This window comes from Pseudolysinimonas sp., assembly GCF_031389465.1.
In the GTDB taxonomy this organism is placed as follows: domain Bacteria; phylum Actinomycetota; class Actinomycetes; order Actinomycetales; family Microbacteriaceae; genus Pseudolysinimonas_A.
In genome coordinates this window covers 1-14,020 of the sequence record NZ_JANMSQ010000059.1, presented here as the reverse complement: position 1 = coordinate 14,020, position 14,020 = coordinate 1, and the positions used below count along the sequence as shown (strand labels likewise).

General features: G+C 67.0%; 15 protein-coding genes, 1 tRNA gene and 2 pseudogenes. 11 read left to right on the top strand and 7 right to left on the bottom strand.

What is annotated here, in order from left to right; genetic code table 11:
- The 10 genes and pseudogenes from RMO30_RS02335 to RMO30_RS02295 form a co-directional block, all read left to right on the top strand.
- Positions 1-253: hypothetical protein (locus tag RMO30_RS02335; RefSeq protein ID WP_309708985.1), on the top strand; the 253-nt coding region annotated here is incomplete at its 5' end.
- Positions 250-696 (top strand): DUF6153 family protein, encoded by a 447-nt coding sequence (locus RMO30_RS02330; protein ID WP_309708983.1) that lies wholly within the window; start codon positions 250-252, stop codon positions 694-696. The genes RMO30_RS02335 and RMO30_RS02330, both read left to right, overlap by 4 nt.
- A gap of 91 nt (positions 697-787) precedes the next feature.
- Complete coding sequence (locus RMO30_RS02325; RefSeq protein ID WP_309708981.1) at positions 788-1,408, top strand: DUF305 domain-containing protein; 621 nt, start codon at positions 788-790, stop codon at positions 1,406-1,408.
- Positions 1,409-1,553: 145 nt separating this feature from the next.
- Positions 1,554-2,393: a hypothetical protein gene (locus tag RMO30_RS02320; protein ID WP_309708980.1), complete on the top strand. Its 840-nt coding sequence runs from the start codon at positions 1,554-1,556 to the stop codon at positions 2,391-2,393.
- Between the two features lie 83 nt (positions 2,394-2,476).
- Entirely contained in the window at positions 2,477-3,979 is a 1,503-nt protein-coding gene (locus RMO30_RS02315; protein WP_309708978.1) for a multicopper oxidase family protein, read from the top strand.
- Between the two features lie 29 nt (positions 3,980-4,008).
- Positions 4,009-6,489, top strand: coding sequence for a heavy metal translocating P-type ATPase (locus RMO30_RS02310; protein WP_309708975.1), 2,481 nt, complete (start codon positions 4,009-4,011; stop codon positions 6,487-6,489).
- A gap of 110 nt (positions 6,490-6,599) precedes the next feature.
- Positions 6,600-6,776 (top strand): annotated as a pseudogene (locus RMO30_RS13105) (TetR/AcrR family transcriptional regulator); the annotation flags it as partial.
- A 15-nt stretch (positions 6,777-6,791) separates the two neighbouring features.
- A complete protein-coding gene (locus tag RMO30_RS02305; protein WP_309708972.1) occupies positions 6,792-7,175 on the top strand; it encodes a TetR-like C-terminal domain-containing protein in 384 nt (127 codons plus the stop codon).
- A gap of 81 nt (positions 7,176-7,256) precedes the next feature.
- Positions 7,257-8,336 carry an SDR family oxidoreductase gene (locus RMO30_RS02300; RefSeq protein WP_309708969.1) on the top strand — a complete coding sequence of 360 codons (1,080 nt, stop codon included), beginning with the start codon at positions 7,257-7,259 and terminating at the stop codon, positions 8,334-8,336.
- A 14-nt stretch (positions 8,337-8,350) separates the two neighbouring features.
- A complete protein-coding gene (locus RMO30_RS02295; RefSeq protein WP_309708967.1) occupies positions 8,351-10,006 on the top strand; it encodes a CocE/NonD family hydrolase in 1,656 nt (551 codons plus the stop codon).
- Positions 10,007-10,049: 43 nt separating this feature from the next.
- Here the strand turns inward: RMO30_RS02295 and RMO30_RS02290 are convergent.
- Positions 10,050-10,122, bottom strand: a tRNA-Ala gene (locus tag RMO30_RS02290).
- Between the two features lie 83 nt (positions 10,123-10,205).
- On the opposite strand from RMO30_RS02290, the gene RMO30_RS02285 reads away from it, so the two are divergent.
- Positions 10,206-10,769, top strand: coding sequence for an antibiotic biosynthesis monooxygenase (locus tag RMO30_RS02285; protein ID WP_309708965.1), 564 nt, complete (start codon positions 10,206-10,208; stop codon positions 10,767-10,769).
- A 16-nt stretch (positions 10,770-10,785) separates the two neighbouring features.
- On the opposite strand, the gene RMO30_RS02280 is transcribed toward RMO30_RS02285, so the two are convergent.
- The 6 genes and pseudogenes from RMO30_RS02280 to RMO30_RS02255 form a co-directional block, all read right to left on the bottom strand.
- Positions 10,786-11,040: a zf-TFIIB domain-containing protein gene (locus RMO30_RS02280; RefSeq protein ID WP_309708962.1), complete on the bottom strand. Its 255-nt coding sequence runs from the start codon at positions 11,038-11,040 to the stop codon at positions 10,786-10,788.
- A gap of 61 nt (positions 11,041-11,101) precedes the next feature.
- Positions 11,102-11,479, bottom strand: a complete 378-nt coding sequence (gene rsfS, locus RMO30_RS02275; RefSeq protein ID WP_309708960.1) for a ribosome silencing factor — start codon at positions 11,477-11,479, stop codon at positions 11,102-11,104.
- Between the two features lie 21 nt (positions 11,480-11,500).
- A complete protein-coding gene (locus RMO30_RS02270; protein WP_309708959.1) occupies positions 11,501-12,955 on the bottom strand; it encodes a hypothetical protein in 1,455 nt (484 codons plus the stop codon).
- Positions 12,952-13,569: a nicotinate-nucleotide adenylyltransferase gene (gene nadD / locus RMO30_RS02265; protein ID WP_309708956.1), complete on the bottom strand. Its 618-nt coding sequence runs from the start codon at positions 13,567-13,569 to the stop codon at positions 12,952-12,954. The genes RMO30_RS02270 and nadD overlap by 4 nt, the downstream gene beginning before the upstream one ends.
- Before the next feature lie 10 nt (positions 13,570-13,579).
- The gene (locus RMO30_RS02260) at positions 13,580-13,777 is read right to left on the bottom strand and encodes a hypothetical protein (protein ID WP_309708954.1); all 198 of its coding nucleotides are present in this window, start codon (positions 13,775-13,777) and stop codon (positions 13,580-13,582) included.
- A gap of 27 nt (positions 13,778-13,804) precedes the next feature.
- Positions 13,805-14,020, bottom strand: a pseudogene (locus tag RMO30_RS02255) (gamma-glutamyl-phosphate reductase); the annotation flags it as partial.

Here is a 14,020-nt window from a genome sequence, read left to right as displayed (position 1 = left end):
CCGCCGCACCCTCGCCACGATCAAGGGGAACCTCTTCTGGGCCTTCGGCTACAACGTCGCCGCGATCCCCGTGGCGATGCTCGCCCTGCTCAACCCGATCCTCGCCGGAGCTGCGATGGCACTCTCCTCGGTGTTCGTCGTGACGAACAGCCTTCGGCTGCGCCGCTTCCGCGCGCTCCCGTTGCCCGCAATGATCAACGACGAGCACGAAACCAGGGAGCTAACCTGGGGCGTGAAGGGGGTGGGCGCATGAAGACGATCCGCTCGCTGGCGAGCACACGCTCGACGATGCACCGCCTCTTCTTCCTGTTCGGAGTTGCGGTCGCACTCATCGCGGGCCTCCTCGCGATGCACACCCTCACCGCCAACAGCGCGCACATCGAATCCGCCCCCGCCCTCCTTTCCGCCGCGGATCTTGATCAGGTGATGGTCGCAGGCGCCAATGAGGACATGGCCGGGGATGCCCGGCACTGCATGGGCGACTGCGGGGCGCCGGCAAACATGCCCGACCATTCGATCCTGATGATGGTCTGCGCGTTGGCGTTGCTCGCCGCTGTCATCATCGTTCTGCCGCCCGCCCTGCTTGCCCGCTTCGGCATGTCTCTGGGTGTGGCCGCCCTCATCGCGGACGTCCCTCGCGCACTCCCGCGACCGCGACCGCCCTCCCTGCTCGTCCTCTCCATCAGCCGGACCTGATTCTCACCGTCTTCCCGGGTTTCCGGGAGGCTGCCTCGCCCTGCCCGGGCACCGAATCACGAATTCCCACTGATACCAAAGGACGAACACAATGCGATTTCGCACTATTGCGCTGGCTTCCGGCGCGCTCCTCACGACGACCCTGCTGCTGGCCGGCTGCGCCCAGAACGGCACAGGCGGCGGGATGCCCGGTATGGACCACGGGGCCACCCCCATGACGACCCCCTCAGCCGGCATCGGAGACTTCAACTCCGCCGATGAGATGTTCGTAACCGGGATGATCCCCCACCACCTGCAAGCCATTCAGATGGCCGATCTCATCCTCGGCACGGACGGCGTCGATCCGCGGGTGCTCGACCTTGCCCAACAGATCAAGGACGCCCAAGGTCCCGAGATCGAGACCATGACATCGTGGCTGGCGGAGTGGGGCATCCCCTATGACGACTCCACGTCCCAGGGGATGGGCGGGATGGACCACGGCGACGGGATGTTGTCGGAGGCGGACCTGATCGCCCTCGAATCCGCAACCGGGATCGACGCGACCCGCCTGTTCCTCGAGGGAATGATCGGTCACCACCAAGGCGCCGTACGGATGGCGCAGTCCGTGATCGACAACGGTCAAAACCCAGATGTGGCCGACCTTGCCCAACAGATCCTCGTCGGACAGACGGCCGAGATCGCCACCATGCAAGACCTCCTCGGCACTCTCTAGGGTGCCCTCTCCTGCGTGCTGCGGTCGACTCTTTCTGGTCGGCCGCAGCACGCACCCAACCTCGCCAGGCCGTCCCCATCACGGCGTGTCGAACTCAGATTGGACCTTGCTCATGGGCGTACGCTCCATCGCACCTTTCGCCACCGTGACCGCTGCCGTCCTTCTCTCCGGCTGCTCGACGACGGGGACCGCGACGACCCCCGTGAGTCCTGTGGTGAGCCTCGCGCACGTCCACGAACTCGTCGCCGGTCAACCGGACGGCAGCCTGCTGGTGGGCACGCATGAGGGCCTCTACCAACTCCAGGTCGATGCCGACGGTTCCACCACCGCGGTCGGGCCTCTCGGCGGCCTCGACTTCGATCCGATGGGGTTCACGATCGCCGAGGGCACCGCCTACGCCTCCGGGCACCCGGGGCCAGCCACTCCGGTGAGCTTCGGCACTCCGAACCTCGGACTGATCACCAGCACCGACCTCGGAAAAAGCTGGACCAACGTCTCCCTGACCGGGCTGACCGACTTTCACGGCCTTGCCGTGATGACCGCCGTCGACGGGCTCCCGCACGTGTTCGGCCTCGACCCGGCGAAGCCACGAATCCAACGCAGTATGGATGGCGGACTGACCTGGAGCGACGGCGCCGAACTGGTCGCCCGCGACATCCTCGTCGTCGACACCACGCTCTACGCGACGACCCCGGAGGGGTTGGCCATCAGCGAGGACGACGGGATGAGCTTCACCCTCGATCCCGCTGCCCCAGCCCTGTACCTCGTCGCCGCGGATCTCCACAACACGCTCGTCGGCATCGACACGACCGGCACGTTGTGGACGCGCAGCCCCGGCCAGGACTGGGCTCGCGGCCAGACCGTGACCGGCACGCCGCAAGCGGTCGCTGTCGACGGGGCACGCATCTATGTCGCCGACGACCGGGGCGTTGCCTTCACCGAAGATGCCGGCACGACGTGGTCGGTGCTTGACGTACGCGGCTGAAGCGCGTGAAAGGCGTGGGACCTTGGCCTCTCGCTCACGAAGGACCACAGGATCAGCATCGACTGTAGGGAAGGAGGACTGACGTGAACTTCGAGATCCACAACGCAAACCTAACCAGGCGGGGTTTCCTCGTTGTCGGCACCGGCGCCCTCGCCGCGATCGCCCTGGCCTCGTGCACGACACCACCCCGCTATGTCTCCCCGACCGGGGCCGCGGTACAACAGGCGGAGGTCGCCCGCGGAGGCACCGGCCGAGTCACGAGTGTGGACCTCGTCGCCTCTCCAACCCAGGTCGACTTCGCCGGCACCACGGCGGACACCTGGAGCTTCGGATCCGTGCCCGCGCCCACGATCCGGCTAGCGGCGGGCGACACCTTGCGCGCCAACGTGCGCAATCAGCTCCCGGCCGAAACCTCCGTGCACTGGCACGGCCTGGCGTTGCGCAACGACATGGACGGGATCCCTGGTACGACCCAGGCGCCCATTGGCGCTGGGGAGAACTTCAGGTATGAGTTCGTTGCCGCGCATCCGGGAACCTACTGGTTCCATCCGCACGTCGGCCCGCAACTGGACCGCGGCCTGTACGGGGCTCTCATCGTCGAGGACCCGAACGAACCTCTGATCTACGACGACGAGTGGGTGGTCATCCTCGACGACTGGCTCGACGGCGTGACCGGAACACCCGACGAGGTGCTCGAGGAACTGCGCGCCGGCATGGCCGGGATGATGGGCGACGGCGGTACGGGCGGCCACATGATGATGGGGGCCCGCTCGGATCTGCTCGGCGGGGATGCCGGCGACGTGTTCTACCCGCACTACCTCATCAACGGCCGCCCACCCGCCGATCCGGACACGTTCACCAGTGCGCCCGGACGGCGGGTGCGAATCAGAATCATCAACGCGGGCAGCGATACGGCCTTCCGGGTGGCTTTGGGCGGTCACCGGCTCACCGTCACCCACAGCGACGGATTCCCGGTGAACCCCGTGGAGACCGACGCGATCCTGATCGGCATGGGCGAACGCTACGACGCCCTGGTCACGCTCGGTGATGGCGCGTTCCCGTTCGTCGCGGCGGCGGAGGGGAAGGGCGGGACGGCGCTGGCGATCGTTCGCACCGGATCGGGCGATCCTCCGCGCGCGTCGGCGACCGTCGCCGAGCTGACCGGGTCGGTCCTCACCGCCGTCGCACTCACCGCGGACCCGAGTGTCGTGCTCTCGACGCGCGCCATCGACCGTGAGCTGACGGCGACCCTGTCCGGTTCGATGATGGCCTACGACTGGGCGATCAACGGCCGCCGGTTCGATCCGGCCGACCCGCTGGCCGGCGCACTCGGGGTGACGCAGGGCGAACGGGTGCGACTGCGCATCGAGAATACGACTCAGATGTGGCATCCGTTCCACCTGCACGGGCACACCTACCAGCATTCCGGGTCTGGACCACGGAAGGACACCTCGATCGTCTTGCCGCGCCAATCCGTAACCGTCGAGTTCGACGCCGACAACCCGGGACTCTGGGCGGCGCACTGCCACAACATCTACCACGCAGAGGCCGGGATGATGACCCTCCTCGGCTACCAGACCACCTGACAACCGCCACCAAGAGAGAAGCCGAAACCATGAACACCCGAACCGTTGTCCTGGAAGTCGTCGGCGTGCACTGGGCGTCCTCGAAGTCCATCGTCGAGGCGACCCTCCTCCGTCAGCCGGGCGTCATCACCGTGGAGGCGAACCCGGTCGCCCAGACGGCGAACGTCTCCTACGACCCCGACCTGACCTCCCCGGCTCACGTGCGCGAGTGGATCATCGAGTGCGGGTACCACTGCGCCGGTCAGTCGGTCCCGAACCACATCTGTGATCCCGTCCACGACTCTCACGAAGCGCAACCCGGCAACCATCACATGCATCAGGATCACGCCTCCATGACGGGGCATGAAGCGCACGACCACACGCCAGCCGCAGCCGACCACCCGGCGGTTGGCCACTCCGGCGGCTCAGGCCATGCCGACCACACCACCCCGGCCCGCAGCAGCCAGGATGTGATGGGCCACGGCGGCAGCCACGCCGGCATGTCGATGACGTCGATGATCCGCGACATGCGCAACCGATTCCTGGTCGCCGCGATCCTCTCCGTGCCGATCATCCTGTGGTCGCCGATCGGGCGCGAGGTGTTCGGCTTCACCGTTCCCGCCCCGTTCGGGTTGCGGGATGACGTCTTCTCCTTGATCCTGTCGCTTCCGGTGATTTTCTACGCGGCGTGGATCTTCTTCGACGGCGCCTTCCGGGCTCTGCGGGCACGGACCCTGGACATGATGGTGCTGGTCGCCGTCGGCGTGGGCTCCGGCTGGCTCTACAGCGTCGTCGTCACCCTCACCGGTGGCGGCGAGGTGTTCTACGAGGCCGCGACCGTGCTGGCCAGCTTCGTGCTGCTCGGCCACTGGGTCGAGATGCGCGCCCGCGGCGGCGCGAATGATGCCATCCGCACCCTGCTGGAACTCGCCCCGGCGAGGGCGGTCGTGCTCCGCGACGGGGAAGAGGTCGAGGTGCCCACCGCTGAAGTCGTGCCCGGAGACCTGATGCTGGTCCGCCCCGGGGCGAAGGTCCCCACCGACGGCACGGTCGAGGAGGGCGACTCGGAGATCGACGAGTCGATGGTGACCGGCGAGAGTCTGCCGGTGGTCAAGACGGTCGGCTCCGCAGTGATCGGCGCGACCGTGAACACCATCGGCACGTTGCGAGTGCGGGCCACGAAGGTCGGGGCTGATACCGCGCTGGCGCAGATCGTGGCCCTGGTGCAGGAGGCGCAGAACTCCAAAGCGCCCGGACAGCGCCTCGCAGACCGAGCAGCGTTCTGGCTGGTGTTGGTCGCTCTGATCGGCGGAAGCGCGACCTTCCTGACCTGGTGGCTGACGGGCGCCTCGGTGCCGACCGCGATCCTGTTCGCCATTACGGTCGTGGTCATCACCTGCCCCGACGCTCTGGGCCTCGCCACTCCCACCGCGATCATGGTCGGCACCGGCCTCGGTGCCCAACGAGGTGTGCTGTTCAAGAATGCCAGCGCGCTGGAATCCGCCGCGAATATCGACACCGTCGTCCTGGACAAGACCGGCACCCTGACCAAGGGCGAACCCGAGGTCACCGACTACCTGCCGATCGGGATGGACGGCATCGAACTGTTGTCATTGGCCGCCGCCGCGGAACGCGAGTCCGAGCATCCCCTGGCTAAAGCGGTCGTCGCCTATGCCGACGCGCACAAGGTCCCGCGGCTCACCGCCACCGCGTTTCGCAACATCACCGGCCTCGGGGCAGTCGCGACGGTAGACGGACGCCGCGTCGTGATGGGCAACGCCCGGCTGATGGCCGAGGAGGGAATCGACATCAGCACGATTTCAACGGCGCAGAACGACCTTGCCGCCACGGGCCGTACGGCGATCGCCTTCGCCGTCGACGGCACAGCAGCCGGGGTGATCGCTCTGGCCGACGCGCCACGAGAAACCGCGGCGGCATCAATTGCTGCCTTGCACGAGTCCGGTATCGAGGTCGTCATGCTCACCGGTGACAACGAGCCCACCGCCAAGCGCATTGCCTCCCTGCTGGGCATCGACACCGTCATCGCCGAGGTCCTCCCGCAGGACAAGTCCGCCAAGATCGCCGAACTGCAACGCTCGGGCAAGAAGGTCGCGATGGTCGGCGACGGCGTCAACGACGCGCCCGCCCTCGCACAGGCTGACCTCGGTATCGCGATCGGCGCAGGCACAGATGTCGCCATCGAGACCGCCGACGTGGTGCTGATGCGCTCGGACCCGCTGGATGTCGCGGTCGCGCTGCGGATCGGCACGGGCACGGTGCGCAAGATGCGCCAGAACCTGGGCTGGGCCATCGGCTACAACGTGATCGCCCTGCCGATCGCCGCCGGCGTGTTCTACCCCTCGTTGGGCCTCATGCTCAGCCCGGAGATCGCCGCCATCTCGATGTCTGGCTCGAGCGTGATCGTCGCCGTCAACGCCCTATTGCTGAAGCGACTTCGACTACCCGCCCAAACCGCGACCGCTCCAGCCACGACTGCGAGCCGTCCCGAGGCGACGCCGGTGCCCGTTTGACTCGACGCCCATCTTCCACCGAAATCACCCATCCAATCGGTCTGATTGGCCTAGTTTTCGAGCGTCGCCGTGGCCTCAAATTCAAGCGTCGCCGACACTAGTCTGGTCAGATGTCGCAGAACAAGGGGGGCAGGTCTCGCAGCGAAGGCGCTCGCGAGGCCATTCTCGCCGCGACGCGCCAGCTTCTTGTTGAGCGTGGGTACGATCGACTCACTATTGAGGGAGTCGCCGCTCTTGCCGGAGTCGGAAAACAAACGATATACCGATGGTGGGGATCCAAGTCGGCCCTCGTCGCTGAGTATGTGACCCACGACGACACGTTGGTCGCCGACGCCGGTGTGCCCGACACGGGCGACCTTCAGGCAGACCTCGAGAGCTGGCTGGAAGATGCGATCGCACGCTCCAATTCGCAGCCCACAGCAGGACTGCTGCGGGGCCTTGTCGCTGCCGCCGCAGAAGACAGCAGTGTTGCCGAGAACCTGTTCGCGAGTCTCTCGGGTCGCGCAGAGCAGGCGCTGATCGCGAGGGTGCGGCAAGCGAAACCGGTATCGGCAGAGACGGCCCGGATCACTGTCGCTGCGATAACCGGTGCCATCATCTACGCACTCCTGACCAACCGGCCCCTCCCTGAGGGATCGGCCGCCGTCCTCGCGGGACTGATCGATGGAGGGCTGTCGCGCGAATAGCCGCTGATGGCGTAGTGTAGTTACGAGACGGAGCGGTTCGAAACCGTCAACTCAGCCACGCTATGTCCCAGGAGGATGCGTATGTCCGCTGCCAAGCCACTTTCGGCCAAGTCATCAGTGAGCGAATGGCTCAAGCACCCGCTCGGAGGCGCCCTCCTTCGCCGCATGCTCGCCGACGGCGGAATGGATGAGAGCGTGTTGCGCACCGTGCGGCTGCTCTCCCTTCAACGCCTCGTGAGCCTGAGCAAGGGAAGGCTCGCGCAGGAGACCGTCGATCAGATGGTCATCACCGCCAACGGCGGGGTGATCCACGATGACCCTGTCGAGCCGGTCGCGGATGTGCCGGTGACGGAGCACCACCGCGAGGTCGTCGTGGTGATCGGCGTGGGAGGAATGGGCCAGACGATCGCGCGGCGCCAGGGGTCAGGCAAACGCCTCGTGCTCGCCGACTTCAGCCAGGGAGCACTCGACTTCGCCAGCGAAAGCCTTCGCGACGAAGGATTCGACGTGACAGCGCTCACCGTCGATGTCTCGTCACGAGAGTCCGTGGCTGACCTCGCCGTCGCTGCCGAGAAACTCGGTCCCATCGTTCAGGTGGTCCACACCGCGGGACTCTCGCCGAACCAGGCGCCCACCCAGGCGATTATCGACGTCGACCTGGTCGGCGTCGCGCTTGTACTCGAGATCTTCGGGGCGGCCATTGCGCCGGGCGGAGCGGGAGTCGTCATCTCGAGCATGGCCGGGCACAGCGTCGACATCTCCGACGAGATCGAAGACCAGCTCGCCGTAGTTCCCGCAGACAGTCTCAAGGCGCTGGACGCTGTGACGGCACTTTCCGACCCCAGCGCTGCGTACGCCTTCGCGAAGCGCGCCAATCAGGTACGCGTGCAGGCCGAGAGTGTTGCCTGGGGGGCCCGCTCAGCCAGAATCAACTCGGTCAGCCCAGGGGTGATATCCACCCCGATGGGCCGTCAGGAGCTCGCCAGCGATCACGGCGACGTGATGGAGGCCATGATCGCAGGTTCCGGCACGGGACGGATCGGCACATCCTCGGACATTGCCGCGGCCGTTGCATTCCTGCTCGATCCAACCTCCAGTTTCATCACCGGCACGGATCTTCTCGTCGACGGCGGAGTCGTCGGCGCCCGTCGAGTTCAATAGCCACCGGAGCGATGATGCCTACCAACGGATTCAGCCGATCTCCCATCGACAAGGTCATCGGGCGCCTGATGGGATTGCCCAAGCCCGGCCGATACGCCAAACAGACGGTGCGCATCCCTTTGTCTGATGGGGTTGAACTCGGCGCCGACCTGTACCTGCCTGCGGGACCGGCCAAGGGGGTGCTCCTGGTGCGCGGGCCCTATGGCCGGGGAGCGATCATGTCCCTGATCTTTGCGAAGGTCTACGCGGGTCAGGGCTATGGGGTGCTTTTCGCCAGCAGCCGCGGCACCGCCGACTCGGGCGGTGACTTCGACCCGATGCGGACGGAGGCATCCGACGGCCAGGATGTCGTCGTCTGGATGCGAGAGCAATCCTGGTACCCGGGACGATTCGCAACGGTCGGCGGGTCCTATCTCGGTCATACCCAATGGGCTCTTCTCAGCAACCCGCCGGCGGATCTCGCCGCCTCCGTCATCCAGGTGGGGCCACATGATTTCGCGGAGCACACCTGGGGCACCGGTACCTTCAACCTCGACTTCATCGGCTGGAGCGAGCAGATCGCCTCCCAGTCGAAGACCGGCATCGCAGCCATCATCGCGCAGGCAACATCCGACCGTCGGGTCGGGTCGGTACGGGACTCGCTCCCTCTGGCGGATGCGGCCGAGGAACACTTTCGCGAAACCGCCCCCTGGGTTAGCCAGCGCCTCCGTACCCCCGACATCTCGGATCCGTACTGGCGACCCATGCGCCATTCGGAGGCGATCGAGAAAGTGGCCACGCCCGTCCTGCTGCTCACGGGGTGGCAGGACATCTTCCTGCGCCAAACCTTCGTTCAGTACGAACGACTGCGCGAGCGGGGGGTCGAAGTCGGGATGACCGTCGGCCCGTGGACGCACACCGGCTTCACGTCGGTCGCTGCGCCGATCATGACGCGAGAGGCGATCGCATGGTTCGACGAGAAACTGGCGGGTCACGCGCCAGCCCGCCCGTCGCCGATCAAGGTGTTCGTCACCGGAACCGACCGCTGGCTCGAGCTACCCTCGTGGCCCCCGGCATCAGTCGAGCAGCGGCTCTACCTACATCCCGAACGACTCGCGGCGGACGTGGTGCCAGCGGATGGGCCGGAGCTCGAGTTCATTTACGACCCCCACGACCCGACCCCGACGATAGGCGGCCCAATCCTGCCGGGCGGCGGCTATCGGGACGACTCCGCGCTCGCCGCCCGAGGCGATGTGCTCGCATTCACGAGCGACCCACTCGAGGCGGATCTGACGGTGATCGGCACGGTGCAGGTCAAGCTCGCGCATCACACGCAGCTACCCGACGCCGACCTCTTCGTCCGGCTATCAGAGGTGGACCTCCGGGGCAGGTCTCACAACGTGACCGAGGGGTATCAGCGGCTTCCACGGGATCGCGCCGACGCTGTCATCGAATTCCCTCTTCTGCCCACGGCACATTGCTTCCGTGCGGGAACCCGGATCCGACTGCTGGTCGCCGGCGGCTCGTTCGCCCAGTTCGCACGAAACCCTGGCACCGGCGTCAACCCCCTCACCACCACCGACCTCAGGACCAACCGACACGTGGTGTCCCTCGCCGGGGGAGCTTCCGTGATGACCCTGCCTGTGGTTCCGCACATGTTCCCGCCCGCAGTCGCTCCAGCATCAGCCTGAAGGTGGATCTGAGGGTGTCGTCGTTCACGACTCATCACATGGGTGGATCTGAGGGGACTCGAACCCCTGACCCCCTGCATGCCATGCAGGTGCGCTACCAGCTGCGCCACAGACCCGTAGCCCCGCAAGCGGGACAACCGCATCAGCTTACAACACCGGCGTGCGCGCGCGAATCCCACCGGAGCCCCAGGATGGAAGCATGACGAGCGAGCCGATCACCGTCGCGATCACGCGACATGTGGACCCCGAGCGGGCGAAGGAGGTTGCCGCGTGGGCGCGCGCGGGTGAGTATCTGCTGTCGGAATCCCCGGGGTATCTCGGCTCGGGCTGGATCCGTCCCGACCCGACGAGCACCGAGTGGCACATGCTGTTCCGGTTCGTGGATGCCGAGAGCCTCGCGACGTGGGAGCGGTCACCCGAGCGGGCTTGGTGGGTGGCATCCGCTCAGGGGCTCGTCGAAGATGGCACGCAGGTGCGCCGCACCGGCATCGAGGGCTGGTTCGATACACCCGCGTCGGTGGAGGTTATTAGCTCGGCTCCCCCGGCGCCGCCGCGCTGGAAGCAGATGGTGGCGATCTTCCTGGTCTTCTACCCGCTGAGTCTCGGGGCGAATGCGCTGCTCGGCGCGTTCATCCCGGACTGGCCGCTGTGGGCACGCGCGCTCGTCGCGGTCGTGCTGGTCACGCCGGTGATGACCTACCTGGCGCTGCCGTTCGTCACCCGCGCGCTGCGTCCGTGGCTCATGCGTGGTCGAACGGGCTGAACTACGCCAGCGGGGTTCAGCCGAAGAGGTTGCCGAGGAACCCGGCGATGCCGCCCTCGTCGTCGTCGTCGCGCCGACGCCGGTCGTTGCGCGGGTCATCCTCGTAACGCCGGTCGGTGCGCGAGTCGGCGGCAGAGGCGGTCGAGCGGTCGATGATCTTGTCGAGTTCGCCGCGATCGAGCCAGACGCCGCGGCACGTCGGGCAATAGTCGATCTCGATGCCGCTGCGCTCGCTCATAACGAGGGTGGAAGAGTCGGTAGGACACTGCATGCGTCCAGTCAACCGACCACACCTTGGGGAAACCCTGGATGCTGCCCAGTGACCGCCGAGACTACTGCTGCGGTGCCGGAGCTGGCAGGTCGAGGGCGATGACGGGGCAATCTTTCCAGAGCCGCTCGAGCGAGTAGTACATGCGGTCTTCCTCGTGGAAGACATGCACGACGAGGTCGCCGAAGTCGAGCAGCACCCAGCGACCCTCGCTCCTCCCCTCGCGACGGAGCGGCTTGGCGCCCGCCTCGATGAGCTTGTCTTCGATCTCGCCGGCGATCGACATCACGTTGCGCTCGTTGCGCCCGGTGGCGAGCAGGAAGATGTCGGTGAGCGGAAGCGGCCCGGACACGTCGAGTGCGACGAGGTCTTCCGCCTGTTTTTCGTCGGCGGCGGCGCTCGCTATGCGCAGCAGTTCGCGGGCGCGTTCAGAGGCCGCCACGGTGTCCTTCGGTGTTCAGGATCAGATGACTTCCGTTGCGAGGGCGACGACGAGCAGCGTCACGACGACGACGACCATGCCGGATGCCGACACGATCAGAGCGGTGAGCGCACGGTTGCCCTGGGTTGGCTTGCTGTTCGCGATGACCTGACCGCGCGTGCCGGTGTGGCTCGACACGGCCCTGATTGCGCGAATCGGCACGGAGTCGGTATTGACCAGCTGATGGTCGCCCGGGTCGAGCAGGTGGTCGATGTCGGACTCGTCGATCGGCGAGTGCGCGCCGGTCGACGACAGAGCACTCGGGAGGCTGATCGAGTCGGTGAGCATGACCTCACCGGTCGTCATGTTGTGTCCGGGGATCGACGGCAGCACGAGGGCGCTCGTCGTGATCGCGCCCGATCCGACCCGACGCGAAATCTTGGATTCGTTGACCTGGGTGCGATCGTCGATGTCGGCTTGAGTGGTCCAGTGCCCGATGGGGCGTTCGCCGGTCGTCGGCGCGGGTGCCTGCGGAAGCACGACGGGGTATTGCTCGGCCACGGGCGGCGCGAGCTGCGGCATCATCTGCTGTTGCGGCATCTGCTGTTGCGGAACCTGCTGTTGCGGCACCTGCTGCGCGGGAGCCTGGGCTACCGGCGGCGCGAACATCGCGTCGAAGGCGCCGAGACCGTCCTCGGGCGCCACGTCGGCGTTCGGTGCGGCACGGCGACCGTCGCGACGGGATGTCGACGGGGCTACGCCCGCCGAGCCAGAGAGGGCGTCGAACTCGGCCATAGCGGAGTCGAGCTGCGTCGAAGGCGCGGGGGCGGGCGGCGCGACCTGCGCGACGGGGGGTGCCTGGTACACCGGCGCCGGTTGGGGCTGCGGCGGCACGGCCGGCTGGTACGGAGCGGCCGGGGGTTGGTATGCGGCAGGAGCGGGCGGAACGTATGCGGCAGGTTGCGGGAGGTAAGCGGCCGGCTGCTCCACGATCGGGGTCGCGTCGGTCGGAACGGCGGTGATGCCATGGATGTCACGGATCGCGCGCAGTTCGCGTCGAGTCAGAGTCTGTTCGCTCGGCTCGCTCGCGAGGGATGCGGCGAGTGACCCGCCGCCCAGCGGAGCCATCGGCGCACGAGCCTGGGTGTGGTGGTCCAGCGCCCCACTGTCACGCTCGTAGTCCGGAGCCCACGCGGGAGGCGCGGTGCGCGCTTCGGGGCTGAAGTCACGGGGGCGGAACGACTGCGGAGCCGGTGGCTCGGGAGCGGCCTGCGGGGCCTGAGGCTCGGGCGTCGAAGAGCGGCGTCCGCGGGACGGGGCACTGTCGTAGCCGGGAAGCGGCGGACGGTTCTGGGTGACGTAGCTCAGGGGCTCACCAGCACCCGCGGCAGTGCGCGGGGTCTGCGGCGGGGCGAACGGCGGGGCCGACGGATCGACCCTCTCGCCCTGCCGGACCGCGCGCCGCGACTGCAGCGGCGGATCCTGATATGTCGTCATGCCCTATCTCCGATAGCGGGGACCCGGTAGAGGTGGTGCTTGGAGATGTACTGCACGACACCATCGGGAACCAGGTACCACACCGGGAAACCCCGGCCGACTCGCTGCCGACAATCAGTGGAAGAGATTGACAGTGCGGGTACCTCAAGGGAGCTTACGCGCTGCTCCGGTAATCCGCGAATACTCAGTGGATGCCCAGGGCGAGAAACCGCGACGAAATGCGCCAATTCCCAGAGCTCGGCGACGTCTTTCCAGTCGAGAATTTGGGCCACCGCGTCAGCCCCCGAGATGAAGAACAGCTCGGCATCCGGCCGGTCTCGACGGATGTCGCGCAGGGTGTCGATCGTGAAGGTCGGGCCGCCGCGCTCGATGTCGACGCGGCTCACTGAGAACCGTGGATTGGACGCCGTCGCGATGACGGTCATCTCGTAGCGACGTTCCGCCGACGAGACGGCTTCTTTCATCCACGGCTGCCCGGTGGGCACGAACACGACTTCGTCGAGGTCGAAGCTCTGCTGAACTTCGCTCGCGGCGACGAGGTGGCCGTGGTGGATGGGGTCGAAAGTACCGCCCATGACGCCGACGCGTGGTCGACGCGTCGCGCCCTCGGTCACCGTCGGGACCCTAGTGGTGTGCGTCCTGGTGGCTGCCGGCGTCGGAGGTCTTGTCGTTGTGCCGGTGGGACACGTCGCGGTAGCTCCAGGTCACGATGGCGAGCAGCAGGAAGATCGCTGCGGCAATCACCGGGAACGCCCAGGTGGGCAGCACCAACTCGGCGAGCTCCTCATGGGCTTCGATCGGGAGCGACGTGAAGAGCGACATGGCTCCCATGCTAGCGAGGCGTACGCGTCAGCCGCGCACTTGGCCGGCGCCACGCACGAGCCATTTGGTGCTCGTCAGCTCCGGCAGCCCCATCGGGCCGCGCGCGTGCAGCTTCTGCGTCGAAATTCCGACCTCGGCGCCGAACCCGAATTCGCCCCCGTCGGTGAACCGCGTGCTCGCGTTCACCATCACCACGGCCGAGTCGACTTCGGCGAGGAACCGTTCCGCCCGGGCGAGGTCGTT

What these genes read in the sequence shown, in the direction of transcription:
- RMO30_RS02300 (WP_309708969.1), top strand. Translation starts at nt 7,257, where the DNA reads ATGTCCGCTGCCAAGCCACTTTCGGCCAAGTCATCAGTGAGCGAATGG.
- RMO30_RS02285 (WP_309708965.1), top strand. Translation starts at nt 10,206, where the DNA reads ATGACGAGCGAGCCGATCACCGTCGCGATCACGCGACATGTGGACCCC.
- RMO30_RS02295 (WP_309708967.1), top strand. Translation starts at nt 8,351, where the DNA reads ATGCCTACCAACGGATTCAGCCGATCTCCCATCGACAAGGTCATCGGG.
- RMO30_RS02260 (WP_309708954.1), bottom strand. Translation starts at nt 13,777, where the DNA reads ATGTCGCTCTTCACGTCGCTCCCGATCGAAGCCCATGAGGAGCTCGCC.
- RMO30_RS02330 (WP_309708983.1), top strand. Translation starts at nt 250, where the DNA reads ATGAAGACGATCCGCTCGCTGGCGAGCACACGCTCGACGATGCACCGC.
- RMO30_RS02310 (WP_309708975.1), top strand. Translation starts at nt 4,009, where the DNA reads ATGAACACCCGAACCGTTGTCCTGGAAGTCGTCGGCGTGCACTGGGCG.
- RMO30_RS02270 (WP_309708959.1), bottom strand. Translation starts at nt 12,955, where the DNA reads ATGACGACATATCAGGATCCGCCGCTGCAGTCGCGGCGCGCGGTCCGG.
- RMO30_RS02280 (WP_309708962.1), bottom strand. Translation starts at nt 11,040, where the DNA reads ATGCAGTGTCCTACCGACTCTTCCACCCTCGTTATGAGCGAGCGCAGC.
- RMO30_RS02325 (WP_309708981.1), top strand. Translation starts at nt 788, where the DNA reads ATGCGATTTCGCACTATTGCGCTGGCTTCCGGCGCGCTCCTCACGACG.